This is a genomic window from Paenibacillus sp. HGF5 (assembly GCF_000204455.1).
GTDB lineage: Bacteria > Bacillota > Bacilli > Paenibacillales > Paenibacillaceae > Paenibacillus_AQ > Paenibacillus_AQ lautus_A.
Genome location: NZ_AEXS01000052.1, coordinates 19,385 through 45,360 on the forward strand (window position 1 = coordinate 19,385; position 25,976 = coordinate 45,360).

Sequence of the window (25,976 nt, forward strand, 5' to 3'; positions counted from 1 at the left end):
TTAAAAATCGTCCAGATGATCACGGACCCAATCGGCAAGCGTTGCTGCCGGCCGCCCCGTGACCTCCTCCACCGTCGGCAGTACCGTATAACCGATCTCGGGCGGATTTTTTCCCATTTGCACAAAGAACTCAATCGACTCCTCGTCATAGCCCTGCTCTCTCCATCGATCTCTCGCCTGTTCCTCGGTCAGCTCGACAAAGCGGATGTCCTTGCCGGTTACCTCGCTTATAATTCGAACCGCTTCCGTTCGCGAAAGGGCTTCCGGTCCCGTAAGGAAATATTCTTGGCCATGGTGACCTTCCTCCAGAAGTGCGGCAACGGCCACGCGGGCGATATCGGATTCATGGATTCTCGCGCTCAGCGCATGGCCGAACGGCTCGCGGACGACTCCCTCAATGCGGATCGATTCCTGCCAATCGGCCAGAATATTCGCCATAAATTCGCCGGGCTTGAGCAGGGTCCATTCCATTCTGCTGTTTCGAAGGGCCGCTTCGACTGGACCCTCTTCATAGCCCACCAATACCGTTACCCGCTTTACGCCCGCCTTCTCGGCCAGCTCGATAATCCGCGGATCCGTCTGAAGGGTTCCGTAAGCCTCGTCGCTGGAAATGATCAAATGCATCGTCGTCACGCCTTGCAGGGCGGGGATCAGACTATCCGGGTCATTGAGATTGCCGGCAAACATCTGAACGCCCTCGGGCACTTTCGCCTGCTGCGGATTGCGTGAGATCGCTCTCACTTCGTTTCCTTGCAGAACAAGCTGCTGCACGATGTGTTTTCCAACGGTTCCGGTAGCGCCTGTTATTAAAATGGTCATATGGAAATCCTCCTTGTGCGTTGATTAAAGGTACGCGTATATTTGTCGCGTCATGGTTCGTAACGTTTACGTATGTCCTCCAGCTCTTTCAGCAAATCTTCCTTTAGCTCCGGCGGCGAGAGGATCTCCACCTTGGCACCGTAGCTTAGGATCACCGAGACAGCATACGCTTTGGTGTAGAAGATGGTTTGGACATCCAAGCATCCCTCGCTGGAGGCCCATGCATCCGGAAACTGCTCGATCACCCGCGGACCGGCGGACGGATCGAAACGAAGATGCGCCTCAATTCCCTGCACTTCCTCTTGCTCCTCCCGCTCCAGTCCCCCTCTTCGGAGGAATGTGTTCTCGGATACTTCAAGACTGGATATGCGAGATACCCTGAAAATTCGCTTTGCCTGTTGGAACAAGCAGTAAGCCTCCAAATACCAGACGCCTTGTTCCCAGTACAGCTGCAGCGGCTCCACTTGCCGCTCTGAGCGGGTGCCGGATGCGCTGGTATAATGAAGGGTTATCAGGTTCGAGCCTTCAATGGCTTTCAACATTTGCCTGACCCATGCCCGCTCATGTTTCGACGCGCTCATCTCGATTATGATTTGTTCATGACATCCTCCGTTCAACAAGGCAGGCTGCAGGGTTCCGAGCTTATTCATGATCGCTGTATATCTCCCCTGCACAGTCCCCTCGATGCCCTTTAAGAGATTATAGATAGCCAAAAAGTCATCCACGGAGAAGTGCTGCCTCGTCAGGTAGAACCCGCTCATTAGTTCAAACCCGCCATCCGCACCGGGGTAGGAAGCGATCGGAATGCCGGCTTGGTTGATGATGTCCACATCGCGGTAAATCGTGCGGACGGAAACCTCATACCGGGCCGCCAGCGCCGTGGCGGTCACTCTTTTTTTGGTCAACAACTCCATCGTAATGCCAAGCAGCCGGTCCAGCTTCATCGTTTACACTCCTTGCGTTTTCGTCCTTTTTGACTTCTGAATCGAATGTTAAACCATAAATCCTGACATCTAGCATGTCAGGATTAAATAACGTTTCCGTTGAAATAGGGATTTTTTTTATGATAAGTAATTTAGGCAGGACAACAAAAAAGCTCCGTGATACGGAGCTTTCGGCATAGATTATATCATATTCAGACGGTCTCACTGCTGCTGAAGCCATCGGAAGGCAGCAAGCTTTTCCCGGTGCTATCGCGAGCGGCTGCGTGTTGTAGGTTTACGCTTTCCACTCGACCCATTGGCCATCCTGCGGAATTTCGATTCGCGAGCCAAGGCCTTCAGCTGCCAGACGACCGGACAGCGCTTCTCTTGTCACTAGGCAGTGGTTGATGGCTTCCATATGGACCGCAACCGCCCTCGTATAAGGAGCATAACGCAGCAGTTCGATCACATCGTCCTCATTCATGATGATCGGGTCCCCCGTGATAAACCGAGCGCCCCCGGCATTGACAACCGTCATATCGGGCTTGTGAACATCGAGTGCTTCTTTCACTTCATCGCACCAGATGGTATCGCCCGCGATATACAGCGCCGGGTGTCCTTCTGCTTTCAAAATAAAACCGGATACCTGTCCCATCATCTGACCGATCTCACCTGTGCCATGATGACCACCGGTTCGGATGATCGTAACCCCATCATGTTCCAGGCTTTCCTGGATGGCCGTCACGGACGTAAAGCCCTGCGAAGCCAAGGTATCCTCGTCCCCCGGTTGACACAGGATCGGCGTTGACTTCGGCAGTGCGTCGATCGCGGCTTGATCCCAGTGATCCGGATGCAGGTGTGTGACCAGAACCGCGTTCGGACGGAGCTTGTCAGCCATGGAGAACGGCAGCGGGACAAGCGGATTCCGTCTGTCGTTCGCGGAGTTGATGACCGGCGGGTTCGCCTTGGCCTGGCTCAACATCGGATCGACCAGCAGTTCAAGATGGGCGTACTGTATCCTTAACGTAGCATTACGTATAAGCTGAAGTTTCACTTTCATTTCCCCTTTGTTTCATTTAATATGGTTCTGACCCCATTATAGATAACGCTATAATTCCTGCCTACGGCTTCGTGAAAGGAATTAGGGGAACTCACTTTCATCGTGAAAGGAAATTTCGCATGCCAAGCGCTCATGAATTCGACGAAGTCGATCTTCGCATATTGCAGCACCTGCTCGAGGATGCAAGCCTGTCTCACAAAGCGATCGGACAGCGGGTGCATTTGACGGGACAAGCCGTCGGGGCCCGCGTTCGCAAGCTGCAGGACCTGGGTGTCATCGAAGGCTTTACGCTTCGTTGGAATCCGGACAAAATCGGTCTGACCGTACACGCTTTTGTCACCATGTTCTTGGCGCTAAATACGGCTCATTCTCCCTTCCTGTCCTTTATTCAGTCGCACGACATGGTCGCCGAAACCCACCGCGTCAGCGGTGAGGGCTGTTATTGGCTCAGGGTACGGGCGGGCTCGCCTAAGGAATTGAACGATTTTTTGGAAGAGCTTCTGAAGTACGGGAATTATAAAGTCAGCCTGTCCATTGATCAGGTGAAATAAATAGAAGAAGCGGGCTGTCCCCAGGATCAGCCCGCTTCTTCTTATTAATTTGTTGTGAATTTTTCATATAATGTAATTTTAATATAATTCCGTTATTTTACCGCGTTTTCTTCCGCCATCACTTCCCGCGCATATTCGTTCAGATTGATGGATCGGCCTTGATTCAGCCTCGATTTCTCCGCTGCGAACGCGATCAGATGGCTCCGCACGGAGGCGCTTGCCGACGTCAGGCTCTCCTGCCCATTATAGCTCCGCACCTCTCTCAGGAAGCTGGCCACGATCCCGCTGTCACCCCCGCCATGTCCGCTGGATTGCGACGGAATCGTAATCTCCGTCTTCTGACCGGTCAGGAAATCGTAAACCGTGATCCTGCCTTCCTCTCCCCGAAGCTCGCCGCGGGTCCCCATGATCTGGATTCTGCGCTCCTGTTCATGCGTAAATCCGCACATGCTGAACATCGCGGTGGCGCCGCCCTCAAACTCCATATTGACGACCTGATGATCAACGACGTTGTTATCGCTCCGATATACGCAGCGGCCATAGTCCGTCTCGCGAAGCCCCTGAATAATGTTCGGCTTGGTCAGCTCCTGGGTAAAATGCCTCGCCCAACCCTTGTACTCATCGCTCAAATAAAACCTTGGGGCGGAATAAGGACAGGTCGGTTCCACTTTGCAATCAAGGCAGCGGTCCGCCGAGCCTTCGGGTGCCTGATCCTCGCGGAAATGGATCAGGGAGCCAAACGAAGTGACCTGCGTGCAAGGACGGTCCATCAACCAGGACAGCACATCCATGTCATGGCAGGATTTGGCCAGAATCATCGGGCTTGCCTTGTCGGAGTTATTCCAATTCCCCCGCACAAAGCTGTGGGCCATATGCCAATATCCCACATTCTCGTTCAGCTGGATCGAAGCCACCTCGCCGATGGTCCCTTCCTGAAGCACGCGTTTAATGGCACTCCAAAAAGGGGTATACCTCAGCACATGGCATATGGTCAAAAGCCTGTTGTTACGGATAGCAGCCTGCTCCATCTCCAGGCATTCCTTCGGCTCCGGAGACATCGGCTTCTCCAGAAGCACGTGATACTGTTTCTCCAAAGCCTGCATGGTTGGGCCATAGTGCATACGGTCCTGCGTACAAATGACGGCGATATCGGCAAGCCGGGCCTCGGCCAGCAGCGGTTCCCAGGTTTCGTAACACCGCTCCGGCGGGATGCCATGCTCCTCGGCAAATCGGGTGCGCCTCGCCGGATCGGCCTCGGCTACGGCCACGAAGGCCAGTTCATGCGGGTAGTCCAGGGCATAGGGGGCGTACCCCCTGGCGCCGCGTGCGCCTGCCCCGATCAATATGGCTTTTAATTGTGTCATCTCATGTCGCTCCTTTAATGTTCTGGTACTTGTCTTATTCGGTATATCGGTTGGCCGCGGATTGATAAATGGACAGATAGCGCTCCGACCCCATCTTTTGCAGGTTAGCGACATACTGGTCCCAGTTATCAAAAGACTCGTTGCCGGCTATGAATTTATCCCTCATCTCATCCACGTACGTGTGAATGTCGGTCTGGATTCCGGTAAGCTCGGACTGCTCATCGGCCGTAAAGTTAAACGGCGGCCAGACCTTGTCTTGAGGGATGACGTACGGCTCGGCTTTCTTTGCGTTCTCTACGGACGTCGGCAGGCCTTCCGCTCCCTTGAAATATTTCTGCGTCACGAAGCCCGGATAATATCCGCCGGGCCATATCAGATACTGCCCGACCGCTTGGTCCAGGTTGAGACCCTCCGGATTGTTCTTGATTTCGTCCACATAATCCACATTGCCATCCGTATCTTCCTTATACGTTTCATCTTTCCAGCCCATGAAGAACATGCGGATGCCTTCGTCGCTGTAGAAATAATCCATCCAGCGGATCAGCGCGGCCGGATTCTTCGCTTTATCGGTCAGGACAAACATCCCGATGTTCCCCAGCGGGGAGCCTGTAGCGCTGAACATCTGATCGCCGTGCGGCCCCTTCAATACCGGAAGCCCCACATAACCCTCCTGGTTGTAGATGGCGACCGGGTCCACGTTATCGACAACGCCGAGAAGGCCTTCAACGCCTTTGGCGTCCACCTCCGTGCTCTTCACGGACATGATATCCTGCTCCAACAGGCCGTCCTTATACAGCTTGTTCACGAATTGAAGCAGTTCCTTGTATCTTGGATCCGTCGGAATGAACCGGACCTTCCCGCTTGCCGGGTCGGTATCCACGTTAATGTTCGATGTTCCGTGATAATTAAGGCCGAACGACCCCCGCAAATAGTTGACGATGCCGGCGGTTCCTACGCCACCCCAAGCATATTCATCCTTCTGGCCGTTGCCGTTCGGATCCTTCTCCTTGAACGCCTTCAACATATCGTAGAATTCATCCAGCGTCTGCGGCTCTTGAAGGCCCAGCTTGGTCAACCACTCTGTCTTCACCCACGGCGTTCCGTACAGCACGGACCGGAATTCGGGGTCATACAGCGTCGGCAGCCCGTAAATGTTGCCGTCCGGCATCGTAATCCCCTTCTCGATGACCGGATATTTCTCCATCAATGCTTTAAAATTCGGCGCGTATTGATTTATCAGGTCATTCAACGGGATAAAAGCGCCCTGCTTGCCGTACTTCAACAAATCCGCCCTCGGGAATGCGGAAGCATAGAACATCTCCGGATAATCGCCGCCGGCAAGCAGCAGGTTGCGTTTTTCGGCCAAATTGTCTTTATGCACCGTGTCCCATTGCACCTTGATATTGGTCATTTTCTCATATTCCTGCCACAGCTTGATGTTGTTCCAGTCGGCGTTGGCAAAGAACTTTCCGGCAAAGCCGGTCACCGTCATCTTGTCGTCGACAATCGGAAATCCCGTTTCATTAATCGCGGCTTTCCCTTCATCCGCCGAGTCCGTTCCGCCCGAACCCTTCGGGCTGCAGCCCACCGCCAGCGATACCGACAACATGCAGGTCAACAGAAGACTTCCCCATTGCTTCAGCTTCATCCGTAATCCTCCCCTTTTTCGTGTTCCATCCATTTATCCATGCAAGGAATTTATCCTTTGATGGCCCCGATCATCACGCCTTTGACAAAATATCGCTGCAGGAACGGATAGAGCGCCAGCACCGGGATATTGGCAACGACCAGCACCGCGTACTTGATGCCCTCCACTTCCCTTTGCTGCTTAATCGCCGATTCGGTCGACATTTTGACCATGTCGTTCGTTTGTCCCTGAATCAGGATTTCGCGCAGAATGAGCTGCAGCGGAAATTTATCTTTGTCCGACAGATACAACAGTGCATTGAAGAACGCATTCCAATGACCGACCGCATAGAACAGAATCGTCACCGCGATAATCGGCATGGACAGCGGCAGTATGATCCGGGTCAATATTTTAATGTTCGAGCAGCCGTCGATGGTCGCGGCCTCCTGCAGCTCGCCGGGAATGGACTGCTGGAAGAAGGTGCGCATGATGATGATGTTCCAGATGGATACGGCATTCGGGATAATCATGACCCAGAGCGTGTTCAGCATACCGAGGTTCTTGATCAGCAAATACGTCGGAATGAGCCCTCCGCTGAAAAACATCGTAAAAACCAATAGTGCCATGATGGCATTTCGCCCGACAAAATCCTTCCGCGACAGCGGATAGGCCGCAAGAATGGTCATCGTGAGGTTGATGAACGTGCCCAGCGATGTATAAACCAGGGTGTTGGTAAAGCCGCTGATGATATCCTGGTTCTGAAAAATTTTCGCGTAGGAATTCAGGTTGACTCCCTTTGGCCACAGCAGCATCTCGCCCCGGAGAACCGCCTGCGGGTCGCTAAACGATGCGCTGAGCACAAAAAGCAGCGGGTACATGACGATGACGGTGACCAGGATCAGGATCGCATAGTTGATGACATTAAAAATACGGTCCCCTCTGGATTCAATTTGCATGGTTCGATGCTCCCCTCTTTACCAAAGACTTGTTTCGCTGACCCGCTTCGAAATAAAGTTCACCACCACCAGCAGAATGAAATTGATGACGGAATTGAACAATCCGATCGCCGCGGAGAAGCTGTACTCGGCGTTCTGGATCCCCATTCGGTAGACATAGGTGGCAATAATGTCGGAGCTCTCCATGTTCAGGTTGTTCTGCATCAGAAGCACTTTCTCGAAACCGATGCCCATGATGCTGCCCATGTTCAGGATCAGGAGGATGATGATCGTAGGCATGATGCCCGGGATGTTAATATGCCAGATGCGCTGAAGCCTTGTCGCACCGTCGACACGCGCGGCTTCGTGCAGCTGGTTGTCAATGCCGGCAAGCGCAGCCAAATAAATAATGGAGCTCCAGCCCATCGTCTGCCATACATCCGACAGCACGTACAGGGACTTGAACCAGGATGGCTCCGTCATGAAATTGATCGGCTGGCCTCCAAACATTTCAATGAAATGGTTGATGATGCCGTAACGGGGCGACAGGAAAATCATCATCATCCCGACAACGACCACGGTAGAGAGAAAGTGAGGCGCATACGTGATGGTCTGCACGAATTTCTTGAAACGTTCGGCCCGAACCTCGTTCATGAGCAAGGCCAGTATAATCGGGATCGGAAAACCGACGGCAAGGCTGTATAAGCCGATGCCAAGCGTGTTCTTGATCAAGCGCCAGAAATAATAGCTGTTGAAAAAGCGGTCAAAGTGCTCGAAGCCGACCCACGGACTGCCCCATATCCCTTGCGTTGCTATAAAGTCCTTGAAGGCGATCTGGATGCCGTACATCGGAACGTACTGGAACAGGACGTAATAGGCGATGACCGGTGAAATCAGAGCATAAAGCTGCCAATTGCGAAGGATGCGATTCCACATGAAGCGCTTACGCTTCGTCTCGGAAACCGCATTTGCTGCGGGCTGCAGGGTCGTATTTGCCAATGAGCATCACCTCGGTATGTATTGGTTAATCTAGATACGCCAACAAAACAAACAATCACATTCCATAGTACCCCTGCTCAACCGGATTCCTTCTGGAGATCGTATTCACTTCCTATGGATCCAGCTGGTAAAACACTCGGTTTACGATTTCCCTCCTTTGCTCTGTTATCCGTCATCTGACAAAGCGACAACCGCATTAAGGCTCATTTATTCAATGCGGCATTCCAGGAATTTCATGTCATAAATAATGACACCTTCTGAGTTTATAAATAAAATCCGATGGAGTCGGACGTTATTCTGTTATTTGGAATTCTTTTTGGATAACATCATGTTATATTTGGATTTGGTTTGGATAACTATCGATACCTGTATGAGTTTAAACTTGCAAATCGAAGGGTCTTCAACTTCTCTACGGGGAATATTTCGTTTCACCAGATTACGTTTATATAAAGGGAATGAAAACGCAATCAAATATATAAATAGTACGATGCAGGCGTTGATTGCCCAACTCCAAAAAAGGAAAATACAGCGCCAAACACCTCATTGATTTTCACTCATAATAATATAGGCATTTGGCAAAGTCAAACACTTTTTTGGATCTTTTTGGCGTAAAATGATTTATTTTTTGGTGAGTAACAGCAAAAAAAGCCGCCGGTTTTCAAGCCGACGGCTGTTTAATCATCTTTTTCTCTTCTTCAAATGTCAGTTAATTAAACATGAGAAGTTATATTTCACTCGTTTCGGGTATATCTGGAGGATTCCCGCACAATCAATGAGCATGGCAGCAATATCTTGGTTGCCATCGGGAAATGACCATCCAAATAATCCACAATCGATTTGGCCGCTACTCTGCCGATTTCGTATTTGGGAACGGATACGGAGGACAGCGGCGGCGTTGTATACTGGGCCACATCGATGTTATCCATTCCTACGATCGCGATATCCTCCGGGATGCGGCCGCCGTTCTCGACGACGGCCCGCATGGCTGGAATGGCAAGCATGTCGCTTGCACAAAAAACAGCCGTCGGCCATTGCCCTTTGGGAAGCCCTCCCAATAGCTCGGACAACTTGCTGAAGCTTCGGTCCACGTTCCATCCGGTGTTCATCTGCCACTCCTCGCGCACCTCCAAGTTGGCCTCGAGCATAGCGAATTTGTATCCGACATACCGTTCCTCGCTTTCCATCTGCTTGGAATAGGCGGGGCCTCCGATATAAGCGATCCGCGAATGCCCTTGGTCGATCAGGTGGCGTACCGCTGCCCTCGCCGATAGGATCCGGTCACAGTCTACAACCGGGACGTTCAGCCGGTCATCATTCAAACTTACTCCCATGATGGCAACCCCGGCCTGCTGCATCAGCTCAAACAGCTCCTTGTCGTACCAGCTTATGGCTACGATCCCTTGCGCTCCCGTCTCCCTCAGCATCAGCCGTATCCGGTCCGCATCGCCGACCTCTTCGCATGTGCGGACGATAGCCGGGGGCTGGCCCAGCTCCTCCATTTTTTTATGAAAACCGGCTAGAACCGTTGAAAAATACGGGTGATCGTCCATCAGGTGTTGGGGAACGACACAGACAACCCGTTTGTCGGCCGTATTGTAAGCATGTACGCTTCGGGATGGTTCATGTAGTTTATAACCGAGTTCGAGCGCCGCTTCCCGAATTTTCTGCTTGGTTTCTTCATTGACCGGACGGTTAGCATCGTTGCTGATGGCCCGCGAAACCGTGGATATGGATACGCCGACCCTTTCGGCGATATCTTTAAGCTTAGCCAAGCGAACTCCTCCTCCTGCAAAATTTGGAACCAAATTTTCCGCTATCCATTGATCATAGCATAAACGTTCCGGTCGGAGGGCGTCAAATGGATGTCCATTTGGCTGTACGAGGAGCCGCGGCCTCAGCCGTTGCTGCTGCTTTATTCCATTATCGAATTTTAGAAACGAAGCCGGGCCTCTTGAACATACTCTTGTTATCTTAGCAGCGATACTGCCGGAGCATCGCAGGCCCCGAAGCAGCAGGCTGTTACCATCGGTCATGCTTTCAAGCATCGAGTGCCGCGTGATCCGTGCTCTCCTGCTTAATGGATTGAAACAGTACAAGCGACACAACCGCGGCTATCGCAACGCCCGCAGCGCCGATCCATGCGATGGACGACAACGAAATTCGTTCGATCGCGATTCCACCAATACCCGCGCCTGCCGCCATGGACAGCTGCATCATGGACTGGTTGAGGCCAAGCATGACCCCCGAGGAATTCGGCTCCAGCTGGACGAGATTATACTGCTGCGTGGGCCCGGATGACCAAGCGGCCAGCGACCAAATCACAAGTACGGCAAACACCAGCATAACGGATGCGCCCGCATTGGTAAAAGACAGGACGATTAAAGCAATAATATGCAGAAGCATGCCGCCGATTAAGGTAAGCGGTACTCCCCATCTGTCCGTGCTGAACCCTCCGAACTTGGAGCCGATGAGACTGGCAATGCCGAAGGCAAACAGGGCTGAACTGATCCATTGTTCGTTCAAACCGCTAACGTTCAGAAGATAAGGGGACAGGTACGTATAGGCGACGGAATACCCGCCCAGCCAGAAGAACGTAATCGCCAAACCAAGTGCCACTTTGGGTTTCTTGAGCAGGGCGAACTGCTGGAGCAGCGGGACCGGGGCATCGCCTGTTGTTTTGGGAATGGCCTTATGCAGGACAAACATCGAAAGAATCCCCAGGACGGCAATCAACCCGAACACCGACTTCCATCCAAAAGCAGCGGCTGCGACTCGCCCGAGCGGAACGCCTATGATGAGCGAAGCCGTGAAGCCCATGACCACCGTGGCGATCGAGCTCGCCTGCTTGCCTGGCGGCGCGATTTTGGCGGCGATTCCAAGCGCCGTGACAACCACCATGCCAGCGCCCATCGCCATAAGAACGCGGGCGATGACAAACGGGATATACCCCGGCAGAGCGAATGACAAAAGATTGGCAACCACAAACACGCCCAGTGAGTAGACCAGCAGCTTCAGTCTCTCCACCTTAGCCGTCAATGCCATAAGCACGGGAGTCAAGATTGCGTATACCAACGAGAAAATCGTGATCAGCTGGCCTGCAGCGGTGATGGTAATCCCTAACGAATCCGCGATTTTATCCAATACCCCCGATATGATATACTCCGATGTCCCTACTAAAAAACTGACGATTGCCAAAACATAAATTTTCCATGAACCCGTCATGATTCCACTCCTTTATTTTATATTTACATATCGTGTAATTTCGATATGTTAAACCAATAAAAAGACATATCGCAATATATAGATATGTAATGCGGAACAAAACTGAATATTCCTTACTCTAAGGAAACATTCAGTTCCTGTTCTATATCTCCTGCTTCAAATACTCTCCGATTTCCCGGATCACTTCTTCATCCCGCTTATAATACGTAAATTTCCCCAAGCGTTCCGTCTTGATCAGGCCTGCCCGATGCAGAATCGATAAATACTGCGATGCGGTGGACTGCGTCATGTTCAATTTCTCGGTCACCTGGCTTACGCATACCCCGATTTCCCTCATATCAATCCCTTCGTGGGGCGTAAAATGCTGTTCAGGTTCCTTGAGCCACTGCAATATTTCCAGTCTTGATTCATTGGACAACGCTTTAAACACTTCGATTGGTTTCATACGTATCATTATATCGGGATTTATCGATATGTCAATCCTGATTCCTCCGGTTTCTGTTTAACCAGCAATAGCCGATCCCGTTAGGATCGACTATTGCATAAAAACTTTTATTGTCCGTCAAGCTCCTCCGGCCGAAATGCCGTAGCGTTTCACGGCACTCGCGTAGAACCATTCTTCTGCCGTATGCAGCGCCGTTTCTTCATCGATCCAGCCCGACGTGACCCGCTCCCACAGAAACTCGGCAGCCAGCTTCTTGACAAGCAGGATCTTGCCGTAGCTCCATTCCATGCAGCGGGCATCCGAAACGATCACCGAGCTTTTACTGGCCGGGAGTGCTTCCAGACGGTACTGCATGCTGTCCCGGTACGTGCTTGCCCGGAAGTTGAACCACCACATCCCCCCGACATGAACGTTCGGAAAATTCCAGGCGGCCTGCACCGCATCCAGATTGTTCAGCTCCGACGCAAGCACAAGCTCAAAAGGACAACGGTACGTCTCGAATAAAGCGGCGAGCTTCAGGATCCGCTCTGTATCGTTCGCAGGGAACGCCGTGCCGCACCATGACCTCTCGACGCCCAGAAACAGCTGGACAAGCAAGCCGTTGCGATCGGCTGCCGCACAGATCAAGTGCAGGAGCTCCATCATGATGTCGTCACGTCCGCTTGCCGAGCCGATCTCCCGGCGGATGTTCGCGCTCGATTCATACCGCGGCAGCGTGGTCATAATGCCCGGGCAGCCCGCATCTTTATAACCGTCAAGCTGCCGGTTTATCTCGTCCCGTACCGCGTGAAACGTCCTGGCCGGTTCTTCGGATTGGACGATCCGATCGACCCAGCGGCCCAGCGCTCCGTCAATGCGGGGAATCCATACCGCAGGATGCCGCATGCCTTGAAATGCAGCGTGCTCCGGATGGTTCACGACAAACCGGCGGATATTCATCCGGTCTGCCGTTTCCTGTGCCCATCCCTCTTCGGCGGCCGAATGCCGCACTGCGGTTATGGCTTCCCTGATCGAATCTTCATCCTTGATCCCGATCCCGTATAACTCGCGCATAATGGAAGTGAATGTCCAGTTCATCAGCGTGCTTCTCGTCGAGCGGTAGGCATTCAGAAATGCAGCTATGCGTTCCTCCTCAGGCAGCTTCTCCGCTCCATCCGGATAGCCTCCGGCTTGGAGCTCCCGATAGAACCAGAAGTAGTGCGCGATTTCCCAGAAATCCCTTGCGCCAAGCCGGTCGCCGACAAGGTGGGTATGGGTATCAAAGACCGGCAGTCCCATGATTCGCTCAAAAAACACGGCTTGTTTGCCGCCGTTATCTTGCAGGCTCATGCCAACATCTCCTTCGCTTCAAAAATCGCCTACTTTCGATTTTCCGAAACGACGACGCCCTTCCCTTCGTTGTAACGGTCGGTCGCTTCCTTGATGATTTCAAGGCCGCCTTTTTTCTTATATTCCTCGATCACTTTCGGCCAGTCCGAGATCGGTTCCCTGCCATAGATCATTTTGATCATATGATCGAGAACCAGCTTCGGGCCCACGTCATCGCCCTGCGGCGCGGCATCCGGATATTTAGAATACGCATCCAGCGCAGGCGAGAAGCGTATCGATCCGAGTCCTTCCTTAAAGACCACGGTATCCATATACTTGATCATATTCCGCCCGTCATCCGTCAGCTCTTCTCTTGCCTTGTTATACACCATATCGTGCACAAACCAGAACATGGCGCGGAAGCGGTCCTCATCCATGGCCTCCGGCGTAGTCGGCGCCGTGAACTTTATCGTTCCGTTCTCATTCGTATAGGTTTCGCCTTCAATCCCGAACGAGAAGTACGTTTCCGCCTCCGGCGTCAGCATCCAATCGAAAAACTTGATGATGCCGATCGCCTTTTCCTCCGACACCTTGCTGTTAATGTAGTAAGACGTATTAATGCTGGAGTATAGCAGATGGCCTCCGACGTTCTCAGGTCCTTTCGGCGCAGGAATGATGTCCAGCTTAGCCTCCGGCACGGCGTTCTTCAGCTTGCCGCGGTATTCCGCGAGCAGCTGCGCGTTGGCCGACCACATGCCCGATTTGCCGCTCTCGTTGTTTTTGCCGTAGTCACTGGACGTCAGGGTTGCAAAATCCTTCGGAATCAAGCCTTCGTCGTACATGGTCTTATAGGTCTCCAGCGCCTTCGTCATATTCTCCACGTCGAAGAACTTGGGGACGACCTCCCCGTTCTGCAGCTCAAACTGGGACGGCAGCACATCAAAAGCGCCTAATATCGTATCCGCATATTTAAAATTCTCGCGCATCTGATACGGGAATTCCACGCCTTCCTTCTTCATCGCACGCATCACGTCCAAAAACTCGTCCACCGTCTTGGGCGACGGAAGACCGGTTTTCTCCAGCAGATCGGTACGGATGAACAACGCCCGCCGGGACGGATTGGACAGCCAGGCCGGGATTCCGTATATTTTGCCGTCATAGCTGGTCTCCTGCCACGCTTCCTTCGGCACGCTCTTCATCAGGTTCGGCGCATGCTCCTTCAGCAAATCGTCAAGCGGCATGAATACGCCGGCCTCTACGGAACCGGACATCCCCTTGCTCGTGGCCCCTCCCACGTTCTGGACAACGTCAGGAATATCATTGGAAGCGAACATCAGCGTCATTTTGCTATCGAAATCCTTCAGCGGAAGCATCGTCAGATGAATGTCCGTATGGGTCAGCTTCTCAAGCTCCTTCACCCATCTCTCCTCGTTCACATCCTTCGAACGCTCGGCGTGTTTGTTTCCGCTGGTTGCCATGGACATCGTAAAGGACAGCCTGTCATCGGCCGCGGCCCCGGACGTACCGGCTTTCCCTCCATCCGCTTCCTTGGCACCGTTACAGCCGACTGCCGTTAAGGCGATTAGCGCACTCATCAAAATAAAACTCCATTTTCTTCTCATCCACATCGCTTCCTTCCCTATTCTCGCAGATTGCCTATCAAGTTGCTTCTGCTTCTACATGACTGCCCGGATTTCGAGTCTGCCCAGCTTTTAATGAAGTCGGAAAGCCCGCCACCCCCGAAGAGTATCGCTTTCAGTTATAAAACGCTTTCATAATATCACTCATATCCTGTCGATTGACATGTACTTTTTTCAGCTCGCCTGTGTTTTCCTATGCTGGCCGTTATATGCCCGGATCGGAACGCTGTTATCAACGCTCCTTCCCCAACGCGCAAAAAGAACCGACTTCCTGCGAAGTCGGTTCCTTCATATATGTTCCCGCCGGAGGCTTTCTTTTAAAGCTATCGGACAGCCCGATCGTAACCAACCATCTGGAACTTTACGATGGCATAATTATCGTGCACTCACCGGCGCTTGCGCCCGCGCCTGCGAATCGTGGCCGGCATCAAGCAATACCGCGTTGATCCCGTTAAGAAATGCAAGCGCGCTGGCCTTGATAATATCCGTATCCATCGCGCGCCCGGAATAGATTTTGCCCTGGTATTCGATACGGATGTTCACCCGGCCGATGGCTTCTTTTCCTCTCGACAGACTGTTGATTTTGTAATCCTTCAATTGCACGTCCAAACCGACCAATGTTTTAATGGCACTGTACAGCGCATCGATCGGACCATCCCCCACCATACTGTCCCTGAACGTCTCGCTGCCTTTCTTCAGCTTGACGGTTGCCGTCGGATACAGATCATTGGTGACAACCTGGAAGGAGTCCAGCTCGTACAGATGGCTGCTGACTTCTTCATGGGTGCGGTGCTGGGTTACCAGATAAAAGACGTCATGGTCATATACTTCCTTCTTGGCATCGGCCAGCAGCAGGAATTTTGCGAACAGCGCTTCAAAATCTTCGCCTTCGCCCGTCTCGAAGCCCAGCTTCTCCACCGCGTTCTTGAACGCATGCCGTCCCGAACGCGCCGTCAGGATCAGCTCCATGCTGTCGGCGCCGACTTCCTCCGGCGACATAATTTCATAGACCTGTTTATCCTTCAGCAATCCGTCCTGGTGAATGCCGGAAGAGTGCGCGAATGCATTCTCGCCCGTAATCGCCTTGTTCACCTGCACATCCAGGCCCGTCAAATGCGTCAGCAGCCTGGAAGTTCGTATCAGCTCCTTGAGCCGGATATTGGTGGAGGCCTTAAAGTGATTCTCCCGGACTTTGAGTCCCATAACCACTTCTTCAAGCGATGTGTTTCCTGCGCGCTCCCCTAAACCATTAATCGTGCATTCTACTTTCTGGGCACCATTTCTCACCGCGCTGAGCGTATTCGCCGTAGCAAGCCCGAGATCGTTATGACAGTGAACGCTGAGAATAACCTGGTCGTTCAGATTCTTCAGGCGCTCGTTGATTTTGCGGATCAATTCGCCGAATTCGTCCGGCACGGCATAACCGACCGTGTCCGGCACGTTAATCATCGTTGCCCCGGCCTTTACCACGGCCTCGATCGTTTTCCACAGATATTCAAAATCGGACCTGGAGGCATCTTCCGTCGAATATTGGACGTTAGGCAGCAGCGTTTTGGCATACTTCACCGCATCAACGCCCATCTGGAGCACCGCATCCTTGGAGCGGTTGAATTTCTTCTCCACATGAATGTTCGAGGTGCCAAGCACGATATGAATCAGCGGATTTTGTGCAAGCTTAATGCTTTCATATACGGCATCGATATCGCTCTTCACCGCGCGTGCAAGCGCAGTAATGGAGACGCTATCGCCTACGGTTCGGGCGATTTCCTGAACCGCTTGAAAATCCCCAGCCGAAGACGCGGGAAAGCCCGCCTCGATAATATCGACGTTCAACCGCTTCAGCTGTTGCGCAAACTCGATTTTTTGCTGTACGTTCAATTTGGCGCCCGGAACCTGTTCTCCGTCGCGCAAGGTTGTGTCCAATACGATAATGTTGCGTTCCATTTGCTATTCCTCCTCGATAATCGATTGTTCATTTTCGTTCATTTATATCAAGCGGGGTTGGTTAAACCCGGAATTTAACCAACAAAAAAACCCCGCCTCTACGTATAGAGGCGAGGTTGAACCCGCGGTACCACTCTAATTCATTTTATGCAAAATGATCTTCTTCGATGGCCATCACCATCTATCCCTGTAACGGTGGAACTCCGGCTAACCCTACATGATCAGGCAGCTGTTCATAGACGAGTTCAAAGGGAACGACGTTACCGTTTCACACCTGCCAACGGCTCTCTGAAAAGTCATTTCGCTTTTACTATTTCTAATCAAAACATTTCGATATGAATTTTGATAATTATCTTAAGGAAAGATTAGCGTTTTGTCAACCCTTTATCTTCCAAAGGCAAAGAATGCATGGTTTACAGCAATCCGGACTTTTTCACATTCGCCAGGAAATCATGGAATTCCGGAATATTCAGCTGCTGCGCCGCATCGGATAACGCCGTAGCCGGATCGGGATGAACTTCTACCATCACGCCGTCCGCTCCTGCAGCGAGAGCCGCTCTGGCACAAGGGGCCAGAATGTCTTTGCGGCCCGTGGAATGCGTCACGTCCACCAGCACCGGCAGATGCGTTTCTTGTTTCAGGATCGGCACCGCCGAGATGTCCAAGGTGTTTCTCGTTGCCTTCTCGTACGTCCGAATGCCGCGTTCAATGAGCATGACCTGCGTATTGCCGCGGGACACGATGTACTCCGCAGCGTGCACGAACTCATCGATCGTAGCCGCGAGACCGCGTTTCAGCAGCACCGGCGTTTGGACATCCCCCGCCGCTTTCAACAGCTCGAAGTTCTGCATGTTCCGCGCACCGATCTGAATGACGTCAATGTATTCGCACGCAAGCTCGATATGGGCAGGATCCACGATTTCGCTGATCGTCTTCAGCCCGAACTCGGACGCCACTTCCTTCAGAATTTTCAGGCCTTCCACGCCCAAGCCCTGAAAATCGTAAGGCGATGTTCTCGGCTTGAACGCTCCTCCGCGCATGACGGTTATGCCCGCTTCCTTAAGGGCAGCCGCAACCTGGCGCACTTGCTCATAACTCTCAACGGAACATGGTCCTGCGATCATGACCGGCGTGCCGCCGCCAATGATGGTGCTGCCCAGCTGAATCAGCGTATCCTCCTGCTTCTTCTTCCGGCTCACCAGCAAATGCTTCTTGTGATCGACCTGCTGCAGCTTCAAGGATGCCTGGAAAATCTGTTTAAACAAATGACGAACCGTCTCATTATCGAAAGGACCTTGGTTATGCTCCACCAGAGTATCCAGCATTTTTTTCTCGCGTACCGGATCGAAATCAGGCACTCCCTGCTTCACTTTCTCCTGACCGATTTCCTTGGCGATCCGCGCCCGCTCCGACAGCAGCTCCAGCAGCTGAAGATTGACGGTATCAAGCTCCGATCTCAATTGCTCCAAACGTCCTTGACTCATCTAGAATCTCTCCCTCGCATTTTTTTCTGGTATATATAAAACAAAAAGACCCCCCGCCCGGAAAGGGACGAGGAGTCGTGGTACCACCCTTATTAGATATGCGAAAAATACAGCAAGCACATCTCACTTGAACCTCTTAACGCAAGGGTTACGGGTAAACCTACGGCTTGCACGAAACATGCAAACGATCAGAATACCAGCTCCGGAATGAACTTCGGCGGAGAACCTTCACCCGGGCGCTCTCAGTCGGTGGCTGCCCTTTCCTGTCAGGAACGTTCTTTCGCTTACTCTTTCCATCATCGCTTGTTATAACATATCGTGTTGGTTAATTAAGAAGCATTGTATTACACCCCGGATTGAAATTGCAAGAGTTTTATTATTTTTACACTTGTGGAATGCTCTTGTTCATCAGGTTGAGAATTTGTGCTTCTTTGTGTTACGGGCCTCTGTATTGGGATGCACTGAATCAAATCGCTGCAATATCATTTCCAAAATCAAAGTCGTGGTTTGACAAAGTTTTTTAGTACCGTATAGTTCTAATATGATAAAATATAAACCCAGTAACCGTGATATTGTCCTTCAAGTCGCAACCACGTTATTCCTGTCAAAAGGTTATCTCGCGACCAGCATGGATGATATTGTAACGTCGAGCAAAGTGTCCAAGACGAACATTTATTATTATTTCAAAAGCAAGGAAGACCTGTTGTCCGCTATCATGGATCAACTCATACAATCCTATTCGGAAATGATTCACGATATTTGCGAACGGTCGAGTTTAACTGTGCAAGAACGTTTCAAGGCTATCCTTCGTATGCTGACACACCAAGAGTTGGAATGTTTAGGCGGGTGCCCCTTTATCACCCTATATACACAGATGCCGCAGGATGCTCCAATAATCCGCGAAAAGGTCAGCCGGTTTTTCCGTGATCAAATCGACATCATGGAACAATTAATTCTTGAAGGGATACAAAAACAAGAATTCAAAGCCGATTTATCGGCCAGATCCACTGCACAATTCATCGTCGCGGCGATTGAAGGCGGATTATTCCTGCAACATGCGAGTGAAGACTCAACCCTGTTGGAGCAGTCTCTTCCCACTTTAGCGTTATTGCTAAAGTAATTTTTTTATCCTCGATTAGTACTGATCAGTACTAAGATTAAATGGAAGCAGGTGCTGCTGATGGCACACATTTTTATGACAGGTAGTACAGGATTTATCGGTAGGTATGCATTAAAGGAGCTTGCGATTTCCAAAGAAAATCATATAATCCATGCACTTGTACGATCCCATGCAAAGTGGGAGCAAGTGTGTAAGCAAATGGGGTTAGGACGTGAACACGCGGGACGAATAACCCCCATCATCGGAGACTTGAGTGCACCCCACCTTGGATTGAGCGCGCCTGACCGGCTTATGGTGCAGAAGGCAGATGTGATCATTCATGCAGGGGGGCCTATGGATATTTTGCTGGGCGAGGACGAAGCACGTGCAGTCTTCTTACAGGCGGCGGAGGAAATGCTCGGCATAGCCGAAGAAATTCATAAATACAAGGGGTTACGGCATTTTATTCATCTCGTTGGATTCAAAAGTCCCTTTACCGACGATAACATCCATTCACCGGATTCTATTATCGATCACTTAGGACAACAGCCGCCTTACGAGAGGATGAAGTTCCTTGCCGATTTGCGCATTCGTCAAGTTGCCAAGCGGGCAGGCTTTTCACTCTCCGTCGTCCACCCAAGTGTCGTCATTGGCAGCTCGAAGCACGGCGAAACTGTGCAAACCGGGGGGCTGGGCATTCTCGTGAAATCTGCAGCGCGCAAAATGATGGGCATCGTCCCTGGAGGATCCTCACATTGGCTGCCGCTCGTTCATGTGGATCATGTCGCCGCCTTCATAGGCGCCCTTGCCCGTGAGGCTCTTCCGGTTAACGGGACTTACTATTTGCTGGATGAGAAGAATGGCAGTCCGTCGATGACGGAGCTCGTAACAGTCATTACGAAAGAGCTTCGTGTGGGTAAACCGGTGGGCTCCGTCTCGCCTCGAATACTATCCAAGGTGCTTGACAGTCCCGTCGGCCGGAAGCTGGGGATTCCGAAGGAGTCTCTCGATTTTATTGTCAAAACGGATGAAGCATATCCCCTGGCCGCCGCTCGTGAAGTCCAACATCGATACGGTCTGGCTCATACCGTGAATACCTCGATCATGCCCGCCACTATCGCAGATCTCGATTTTCGTCTTGTACATTCACAAGTAGTTACAGATGGATTAGTGCGTGGGAAAAGAGGTCCCTTGGCTACCCTGGAGCGAAACGGAACCAGGTATAATGGTACTGCCGCAGCGAATACCATCGTCTTCGTGCATGGCACGTTAAGCAGTGCAGATTGCCTGCTGCCGCTTGCCGAGCAGTTCCTGGAATCGACCGTTTGTCTGGTCGATCTCCCAGGCTTCGGACGTTCGCCCTATCACCATGGGCGGAACGTCCTCGAAGGCCACATCGAATCGCTCGTAGAGGCGATTCGTTCTATCGACACCCCGGTTACGCTCATCGGCCATTCGCTGGGCGGCCTGCTGGCTGCCCACGTCTACGCGCGCGTACCGGAACGGATCCGCAGGCTGCACCTGCTGCAACCTGTCCTGCACCGCGCTCCGAAGATGTACCGGAGCCCACTCCTGACCGAGGCTGCGCTTCGCAGGCTGCGCGCACCCGGTCTCAAGAAGCAGCTGTTGGCGCAGAGCTGCTTTACAGACTTAAGTGACATACCGCCGGCGTATGTCACTTATGTGCTGGAAGAGCTGCAGTCACCGCGTGTGCGGAAGACGACTGCGGAGACCTTCTCTGCATTGTCGCGCGCAAAGAGCTTCCGCCTTTCGCAGAATATGTCACTGCGAAAGGATGGGATTTCGATCCTGTGGGGTACCCAGGATCGGGTGTACCGGCTGCCAGAGTCTTTTCGCTCCATGCGTACGCTGGAGATTCCGGCCGCCCACAACTTCCCGATTTCGCATCCGGAAGAAACAGCGAAATATCTACGTCAATTGGGCATTTAGGGCTCACTAAAATGCCGCTCCTAGATCCCAGTCCTCTGAAAAACCGCTGCAAAGGCAACCCCAAGATCGACTGATCCTGGGGCTGCCTTTTTTAATCACAGTAACTCATACCTTCAACCGATAAATCGCTTTATTATCCAGGCCGCGGATCATCGGCGTCCATGGCTCCGTTTCAAGCGTCGTATCCAGGGCGTCCTCTACCATCTGCAGCTTGGCGTCCAGCAGGTCGATATGATGCAGCGCGACGGCCTCGGCGGTTTGCGGCTGAACCGGGCTGCCCCACTCTCCGAGGTTATGATGGGAAAGCACCAGATGCTGCAAGCCCAACACCACTTCGGATTCAAGCGCGATGTCGCTCTCGATTGCCGCCTCCACGATCCAGTTGGACGCCAGGGCAATATGCCCAATCAGCTTGCCCTGGTTGCTGTAATCCGTTACGATGCCCATTTGTGCGATCATCTCTTCCGGCTTCGCGATATCATGCAGGATAATGCCTGCCCTGATCAAATCCGGATTCAGAAACGGCCGCTGCTTGCAGATAAAATCGCCAATCTCCAGCATGCGGACGATATGGTAAGCCAGCCCGGCGTAATAGGCATGATGATAGGTTTTGGCAGCCGGATAATGCATCAGCTTCTCTTCTACCTTCGACACGCAATACTGTACGATGCTTCGCACCTGCGGCTCCGTAATCTCGTTCATCGTAAGTTTGATCGTATGTAACAGATCCACGGGGCGAATGGGCGCCGCCCTCACAAAATCCGTTAACGAGACGCCATCCGCATCGGTTGCCTTGCGGATACGGCTGATCTTGACTTGAGGCTGGTCCCGGTAGCTCAGTACGGTTCCCTGGATTTTGACCAATTGCATCGGCAGGAACGTTTCTTTATCCTGTATTGTCACATCCCAGTACTTGGCCGATATTTGACCGCTGGCATCCGCGAGAACAATATCGAAATAGTCTTTCGGCGGCGTGCCGTTGGTCTGTCTCATGTTCAATTCTTTTAACAAATAAAAACCGACAAAATCATCTTGTATGCTGAGTTTATTAATAGGTTTCATCTGTTCCTCCCCAAAAAATCCCGTTACGTTTACTATAACAAAGTCCCGTACAATGAGTCTATTACCCTATACCAGCTCTGTAAAATCGCAGATTCCTGCCTGCGAAGCGGACGGTTGCCGGCTCGCAGGCAGGATAGGGATGACACAAGAAAAAGCACCCGCGGGTGCTTTTTCTGCTATCGCCCTATTCGCATTCGAATCATGGCGGGTATTAAGATTTCCAGGCTCCCGGATGGTCGTCCTGCACCAAATCCAGCTCCACGGCCTTCGCGTTCATCTCCACCTGTTCCACGCTCTTGCAGCCGGGAATGACGCAGCTGACGGCGGGATGCTTCAAGCACCAGGCCAAGGCCCACTCGGCCATATTCACGCCCTCCGGCACTTCATTCTGCTTGATCTCCTCCACAAGCTTCAGCTTGGCGTTGATCTCATCCTGGTCACGGTTCTTGCGCACATTGTCGCTGAACACCGTTCCAGGCTTGTATTTTCCGCTTAAGTAGCCGCTCGCAAGCGGAACTCGCGCCAATACGCCAAGATCCTGCTTCAAACATGAAGGGAGAACCTCTTCCTCCGGCGCCTGATCGAGACGGTTATACACGACTTGGATGGCTTTGGCATTCACCTCCGCCGCCTTGTCGGTTTGATAGATATTTCTATTGCTTCCGATGGATATGCCCAGATTTCGGATGGTTCCCGCCTGAACCTGCTTGTCCAGCATCGTCCACATCTCATCATTGTTGAACACGTCATCCGAGCCGGAATGGAATTGATACAGGTCGATATAATCGGTACGAAGCGCTTTAAGTGATTCCTCCAGCTGAATTCGGATCTGCTTCGCATCCCAAGCATTCTCCCATTGCTCATGCCATCGATGGCCAAACTTGGAGGCAATGACCCAATCCTCGCGCTGGTCGCGCGCCAAGAAATCACCGATGAAATTCTCGGACATATGATGAGGCCCGTAACATTCGGCTGTATCCAGCAAATTAATGCCCAGCTCCTTGGCATGCGTCAAGATGGCATCGACTTCCTTTTGGTTGAAATCCTTCCCCCAATCACCGCCAAACTGCCAGGTTCCCACTCCGACTACCGATACTTTCAGATTAGTTTTCCCGAGACGTCTGTATTTCATATACTCACCCCTACTCATGAATTTGTGCGCCTATATCTTATTGTAAAATGCAAGCGTTTGCAACTCTTGCCGAGGATTCTTTTTTCGTTCATCCATCCTTTTTTCATGCACTCGCCGTATCCATGCTGTTTAACAACAAGTCGTTATGGTGAACCCTATAATACGTAATCATTTCGTTAATGGATCGGAACAAGAAAGGAGGAATCCCCGAGTGAATTCCCGGACACTGGAGCAATGGATCCCTGACATTACAGAGAGTCTAAAGGCAAAGACGTCAAATGATTTTCAGCGAATCATCGACGAATTTCTTCCTTATGACCTGGCAAAAATACATAGTCACCTGACCGACACGGAACAAACCCGCTTTCTGCAGTTTCTGAACGAGGAACAACTGGCCGACATGATTCAGGAAATGGAGCATGACCGGCAAATCGAAGTTCTGGGCAGGCTGGGCAAAGAAAGAACGGCCATCATCCTGGACTTGATGGATAACGACGACCTGGCCATTCTGCTGGACGAGCTGTCACCCGAGCAGAAGGACGAATTTCTCAAGGGAATGCGGGACGAGGAATCCCAATTTGTCCTGAACCTGATGAAATACCCGCCGGAAACCGCCGGCCGAATCATGACGAACCGTTATGTGTGGATCCCCCAGCATTACACCGTCTCGGAGGTGGTCCAGAAGCTGAAAACCTACGTCTCCATTTCGGAAACCATCAACTATCTGTACGTCATTGATCATGACAAGAAACTGATGGGCGTGGTGTCATACCGGGGACTCATCTTGGCCGAGCCGGAGGAATATATCGTGGACATCATGCACAGCCGGGTGCTGTCCGTGCCCGTGGATGCCGATCAGGAGGAAGTCGCGTACATGATCCAAAAATACGATTTGGTCGCCATCCCCGTCGTTGAACAGGACAACCGTCTTGTAGGGATCATTACGGTTGACGATATCCTGGACGTCGTCATTAAGGAAGCCGATGAGGACATTCGGAAAATGAACGCTACCGGTGGCAAAACCATCGACTTCAACACCAAAGCAACCGTTGCCGCCTACCGGAGATTGCCGTGGTTGATCCTCCTCTTATTCATCGGGCTGATCTCGGGAACGATCATTTCCCGATTTGAAGAGACGCTGGCACAGGTTGTGGCGCTGGCCTTCTTCATGCCCATGATTGCAGGAATGACCGGAAATACCGGAACGCAGTCGCTTGCTGTCATTGTAAGAGGCTTGACCACCAAAGAAATGACCAAATCGCTGGTGTTCCGGCTGTTAGCCAGGGAGCTGAAGGTCGGGCTGATGATCGGGGTGACGTGCGGCATTCTGATTTCTCTGATCGCATATTTCTGGCAGGGCAACCTCTATTTAGGGCTTGTGGTCGGAAGCTCGTTGATTGCCACGCTGATCGTGGGCACGATGGCCGGCACCATCATCCCCCTCATTCTGTTCAAATTCAAGATCGATCCGGCTGTGGCTTCCGGTCCACTGATTACAACCATTAACGATATTCTCTCGCTTGTTATCTACTTTGGCATCGCTACCCTGTTTCTTGCCTATATCTAGCGGAGCACTTGAGATTATCAATCCTTTTCGTTGAAAAGACTTCCGGGTATTTCCCGGAGGTCTTTTTTTGGGGATCCGCCAGTTGAGAAACCGGCTGGGTCTTATGGGATGATGAGGAAAAAGTTTGCAATTGATGTTATCCGGGTTATCATATACGTAAAAGAGGAGAAATGGCGATGAGTAAAAATTTATTTCATCCTGAAGCAAGAGAGAAACTAATGTGGCTTCATGAACCTGGACATTGGGAGTTTACGACAGATGACAGGCTCATCATGGATGCTCCATCGAAAGCTGATTTTTTCAAAGACCCTGCAGGAAAACATATTGCTCATTCTGCTCCCTATCTTCATCTTCAGGTTGATTCAACATTCCAGCTAATAACGCAGCTTCAGGTAGACATGCACCATTTATATGATTCCGGGTGCTTGATGTTGATGGCAGACGAGAACAATTGGGCCAAGCTATGTTATGAATTCAATGGTGAGCATGCTACCATCGTGTCCGTTGTTACTCGGAACGGCGTGTCGGATGACTGTAATTCTGAGCGTGTATTCGTCAGCAATCCTTATTTGAAAATGACGAAGAAAGACAAAACGATCTCCTTTTACTACTCATCCGACGGTGAAGTTTGGAAATTGATTCGATACTTCGGAATGGAGGCCCCGGTTCCTTTTACTGCGGGTGTGGTCGCTCAATCACCGATGGGAGCAGGCTGCCGAGTCCAATTTCTGTCTTTGTTATTATCAGAATCCGATGAGGAAAGCAGGTTTTAGAAGCAGCTCATGAGCTGCTTCTTTTTTTGGTTTACGGACGTAAATCGTGCCCTACACTTAGCAGATTATACG

The 25,976-nt window shown here is 51.6% G+C and carries 21 protein-coding genes and 1 other annotated feature; of the genes, 5 read left to right on the plus strand and 16 right to left on the minus strand.

The window, feature by feature from the left end; translation table 11 throughout:
• From HMPREF9412_RS08365 to HMPREF9412_RS08375, 3 genes are all read right to left on the minus strand, one after another.
• Complete coding sequence (locus HMPREF9412_RS08365; protein ID WP_009591009.1) at positions 1 to 819, minus strand: NAD(P)H-binding protein; 819 nt, start codon at positions 817 to 819, stop codon at positions 1 to 3.
• 50 nt (positions 820 to 869) lie between these two features.
• Positions 870 to 1,763, minus strand: a complete 894-nt coding sequence (locus HMPREF9412_RS08370; RefSeq protein ID WP_009590989.1) for a helix-turn-helix transcriptional regulator — start codon at positions 1,761 to 1,763, stop codon at positions 870 to 872.
• 274 nt (positions 1,764 to 2,037) lie between these two features.
• On the minus strand, positions 2,038 to 2,796 hold the full coding sequence (locus tag HMPREF9412_RS08375; protein ID WP_036671686.1) for an MBL fold metallo-hydrolase: 759 nt from the start codon (positions 2,794 to 2,796) through the stop codon (positions 2,038 to 2,040).
• 125 nt (positions 2,797 to 2,921) lie between these two features.
• Between HMPREF9412_RS08375 and HMPREF9412_RS08380 the strand changes: the two genes are divergently transcribed.
• Entirely contained in the window at positions 2,922 to 3,353 is a 432-nt protein-coding gene (locus tag HMPREF9412_RS08380) for an Lrp/AsnC family transcriptional regulator (protein WP_009590993.1), read from the plus strand.
• A 92-nt stretch (positions 3,354 to 3,445) separates the two neighbouring features.
• Here the strand turns inward: HMPREF9412_RS08380 and HMPREF9412_RS08385 are convergent, their stop codons facing one another.
• The 11 genes from HMPREF9412_RS08385 to HMPREF9412_RS08435 form a co-directional block, all read right to left on the minus strand.
• The gene (locus HMPREF9412_RS08385; RefSeq protein WP_009590995.1) at positions 3,446 to 4,717 is read right to left on the minus strand and encodes a Gfo/Idh/MocA family protein; all 1,272 of its coding nucleotides are present in this window, start codon (positions 4,715 to 4,717) and stop codon (positions 3,446 to 3,448) included.
• A gap of 34 nt (positions 4,718 to 4,751) precedes the next feature.
• On the minus strand, positions 4,752 to 6,365 hold the full coding sequence (locus HMPREF9412_RS08390) for an extracellular solute-binding protein (protein ID WP_009590986.1): 1,614 nt from the start codon (positions 6,363 to 6,365) through the stop codon (positions 4,752 to 4,754).
• Between the two features lie 50 nt (positions 6,366 to 6,415).
• Positions 6,416 to 7,300 (minus strand): carbohydrate ABC transporter permease, encoded by an 885-nt coding sequence (locus tag HMPREF9412_RS08395; RefSeq protein ID WP_009590996.1) that lies wholly within the window; start codon positions 7,298 to 7,300, stop codon positions 6,416 to 6,418.
• 18 nt (positions 7,301 to 7,318) lie between these two features.
• Positions 7,319 to 8,278, minus strand: a complete 960-nt coding sequence (locus tag HMPREF9412_RS08400) for an ABC transporter permease (RefSeq protein WP_009591040.1) — start codon at positions 8,276 to 8,278, stop codon at positions 7,319 to 7,321.
• A 731-nt stretch (positions 8,279 to 9,009) separates the two neighbouring features.
• On the minus strand, positions 9,010 to 10,050 hold the full coding sequence (locus HMPREF9412_RS08405) for a LacI family DNA-binding transcriptional regulator (RefSeq protein ID WP_009591038.1): 1,041 nt from the start codon (positions 10,048 to 10,050) through the stop codon (positions 9,010 to 9,012).
• Between the two features lie 265 nt (positions 10,051 to 10,315).
• A complete protein-coding gene (locus tag HMPREF9412_RS08410; protein ID WP_009590988.1) occupies positions 10,316 to 11,500 on the minus strand; it encodes an MFS transporter in 1,185 nt (394 codons plus the stop codon).
• Positions 11,501 to 11,642: 142 nt separating this feature from the next.
• Positions 11,643 to 11,945: an ArsR/SmtB family transcription factor gene (locus HMPREF9412_RS08415; protein WP_009591021.1), complete on the minus strand. Its 303-nt coding sequence runs from the start codon at positions 11,943 to 11,945 to the stop codon at positions 11,643 to 11,645.
• Positions 11,946 to 12,062: 117 nt separating this feature from the next.
• Positions 12,063 to 13,274, minus strand: a complete 1,212-nt coding sequence (locus tag HMPREF9412_RS08420) for a hypothetical protein (RefSeq protein WP_009590987.1) — start codon at positions 13,272 to 13,274, stop codon at positions 12,063 to 12,065.
• A gap of 29 nt (positions 13,275 to 13,303) precedes the next feature.
• Positions 13,304 to 14,875, minus strand: coding sequence for an extracellular solute-binding protein (locus HMPREF9412_RS08425; RefSeq protein WP_009590982.1), 1,572 nt, complete (start codon positions 14,873 to 14,875; stop codon positions 13,304 to 13,306).
• A gap of 393 nt (positions 14,876 to 15,268) precedes the next feature.
• Positions 15,269 to 16,837: a 2-isopropylmalate synthase gene (locus HMPREF9412_RS08430; protein ID WP_009591029.1), complete on the minus strand. Its 1,569-nt coding sequence runs from the start codon at positions 16,835 to 16,837 to the stop codon at positions 15,269 to 15,271.
• A 103-nt stretch (positions 16,838 to 16,940) separates the two neighbouring features.
• Positions 16,941 to 17,170 (minus strand) — a binding site (T-box leader).
• An 80-nt stretch (positions 17,171 to 17,250) separates the two neighbouring features.
• The gene (locus HMPREF9412_RS08435; RefSeq protein WP_009590992.1) at positions 17,251 to 18,321 is read right to left on the minus strand and encodes a bifunctional 3-deoxy-7-phosphoheptulonate synthase/chorismate mutase; all 1,071 of its coding nucleotides are present in this window, start codon (positions 18,319 to 18,321) and stop codon (positions 17,251 to 17,253) included.
• Between the two features lie 541 nt (positions 18,322 to 18,862).
• Here HMPREF9412_RS08435 and HMPREF9412_RS08440 point away from each other — a divergent pair.
• Complete coding sequence (locus HMPREF9412_RS08440) at positions 18,863 to 19,441, plus strand: TetR/AcrR family transcriptional regulator (protein ID WP_009591001.1); 579 nt, start codon at positions 18,863 to 18,865, stop codon at positions 19,439 to 19,441.
• 75 nt (positions 19,442 to 19,516) lie between these two features.
• A complete protein-coding gene (locus tag HMPREF9412_RS08445; protein ID WP_254664018.1) occupies positions 19,517 to 21,370 on the plus strand; it encodes an alpha/beta fold hydrolase in 1,854 nt (617 codons plus the stop codon).
• 105 nt (positions 21,371 to 21,475) lie between these two features.
• Here HMPREF9412_RS08445 and HMPREF9412_RS08450 read toward each other — a convergent pair whose 3' ends face one another.
• Together HMPREF9412_RS08450 and HMPREF9412_RS08455 are read right to left on the minus strand one after the other, a co-directional pair.
• Positions 21,476 to 22,432, minus strand: coding sequence for a 3'-5' exoribonuclease YhaM family protein (locus HMPREF9412_RS08450; protein ID WP_009591032.1), 957 nt, complete (start codon positions 22,430 to 22,432; stop codon positions 21,476 to 21,478).
• Between the two features lie 211 nt (positions 22,433 to 22,643).
• Positions 22,644 to 23,564: an aldo/keto reductase gene (locus tag HMPREF9412_RS08455; protein ID WP_009590994.1), complete on the minus strand. Its 921-nt coding sequence runs from the start codon at positions 23,562 to 23,564 to the stop codon at positions 22,644 to 22,646.
• 211 nt (positions 23,565 to 23,775) lie between these two features.
• Between HMPREF9412_RS08455 and mgtE the strand changes: the two genes are divergently transcribed.
• Entirely contained in the window at positions 23,776 to 25,131 is a 1,356-nt protein-coding gene (gene mgtE / locus HMPREF9412_RS08460; protein WP_009590984.1) for a magnesium transporter, read from the plus strand.
• 176 nt (positions 25,132 to 25,307) lie between these two features.
• Positions 25,308 to 25,904 carry a DUF1349 domain-containing protein gene (locus tag HMPREF9412_RS08465; RefSeq protein ID WP_009591020.1) on the plus strand — a complete coding sequence of 199 codons (597 nt, stop codon included), beginning with the start codon at positions 25,308 to 25,310 and terminating at the stop codon, positions 25,902 to 25,904.
• Positions 25,905 to 25,976: the final 72 nt, after the last annotated feature.

Bases quoted from the DNA above. Each gene is read 5' to 3' on its own strand.
- HMPREF9412_RS08365 (WP_009591009.1), bottom strand. From the start codon at position 819: ATGACCATTTTAATAACAGGCGCTACCGGAACCGTTGGAAAACACATC.
- HMPREF9412_RS08370 (WP_009590989.1), bottom strand. From the start codon at position 1,763: ATGAAGCTGGACCGGCTGCTTGGCATTACGATGGAGTTGTTGACCAAA.
- HMPREF9412_RS08380 (WP_009590993.1), top strand. From the start codon at position 2,922: ATGCCAAGCGCTCATGAATTCGACGAAGTCGATCTTCGCATATTGCAG.
- HMPREF9412_RS08385 (WP_009590995.1), bottom strand. From the start codon at position 4,717: ATGACACAATTAAAAGCCATATTGATCGGGGCAGGCGCACGCGGCGCC.
- HMPREF9412_RS08390 (WP_009590986.1), bottom strand. From the start codon at position 6,365: ATGAAGCTGAAGCAATGGGGAAGTCTTCTGTTGACCTGCATGTTGTCG.
- HMPREF9412_RS08395 (WP_009590996.1), bottom strand. From the start codon at position 7,300: ATGCAAATTGAATCCAGAGGGGACCGTATTTTTAATGTCATCAACTAT.
- HMPREF9412_RS08410 (WP_009590988.1), bottom strand. From the start codon at position 11,500: ATGACGGGTTCATGGAAAATTTATGTTTTGGCAATCGTCAGTTTTTTA.
- HMPREF9412_RS08415 (WP_009591021.1), bottom strand. From the start codon at position 11,945: ATGAAACCAATCGAAGTGTTTAAAGCGTTGTCCAATGAATCAAGACTG.
- HMPREF9412_RS08420 (WP_009590987.1), bottom strand. From the start codon at position 13,274: ATGAGCCTGCAAGATAACGGCGGCAAACAAGCCGTGTTTTTTGAGCGA.
- HMPREF9412_RS08425 (WP_009590982.1), bottom strand. From the start codon at position 14,875: ATGAGAAGAAAATGGAGTTTTATTTTGATGAGTGCGCTAATCGCCTTA.
- HMPREF9412_RS08430 (WP_009591029.1), bottom strand. From the start codon at position 16,837: ATGGAACGCAACATTATCGTATTGGACACAACCTTGCGCGACGGAGAA.
- HMPREF9412_RS08435 (WP_009590992.1), bottom strand. From the start codon at position 18,321: ATGAGTCAAGGACGTTTGGAGCAATTGAGATCGGAGCTTGATACCGTC.
- HMPREF9412_RS08440 (WP_009591001.1), top strand. From the start codon at position 18,863: ATGATAAAATATAAACCCAGTAACCGTGATATTGTCCTTCAAGTCGCA.
- HMPREF9412_RS08445 (WP_254664018.1), top strand. From the start codon at position 19,517: ATGACAGGTAGTACAGGATTTATCGGTAGGTATGCATTAAAGGAGCTT.
- HMPREF9412_RS08450 (WP_009591032.1), bottom strand. From the start codon at position 22,432: ATGAAACCTATTAATAAACTCAGCATACAAGATGATTTTGTCGGTTTT.
- HMPREF9412_RS08455 (WP_009590994.1), bottom strand. From the start codon at position 23,564: ATGAAATACAGACGTCTCGGGAAAACTAATCTGAAAGTATCGGTAGTC.
- HMPREF9412_RS08465 (WP_009591020.1), top strand. From the start codon at position 25,308: ATGAGTAAAAATTTATTTCATCCTGAAGCAAGAGAGAAACTAATGTGG.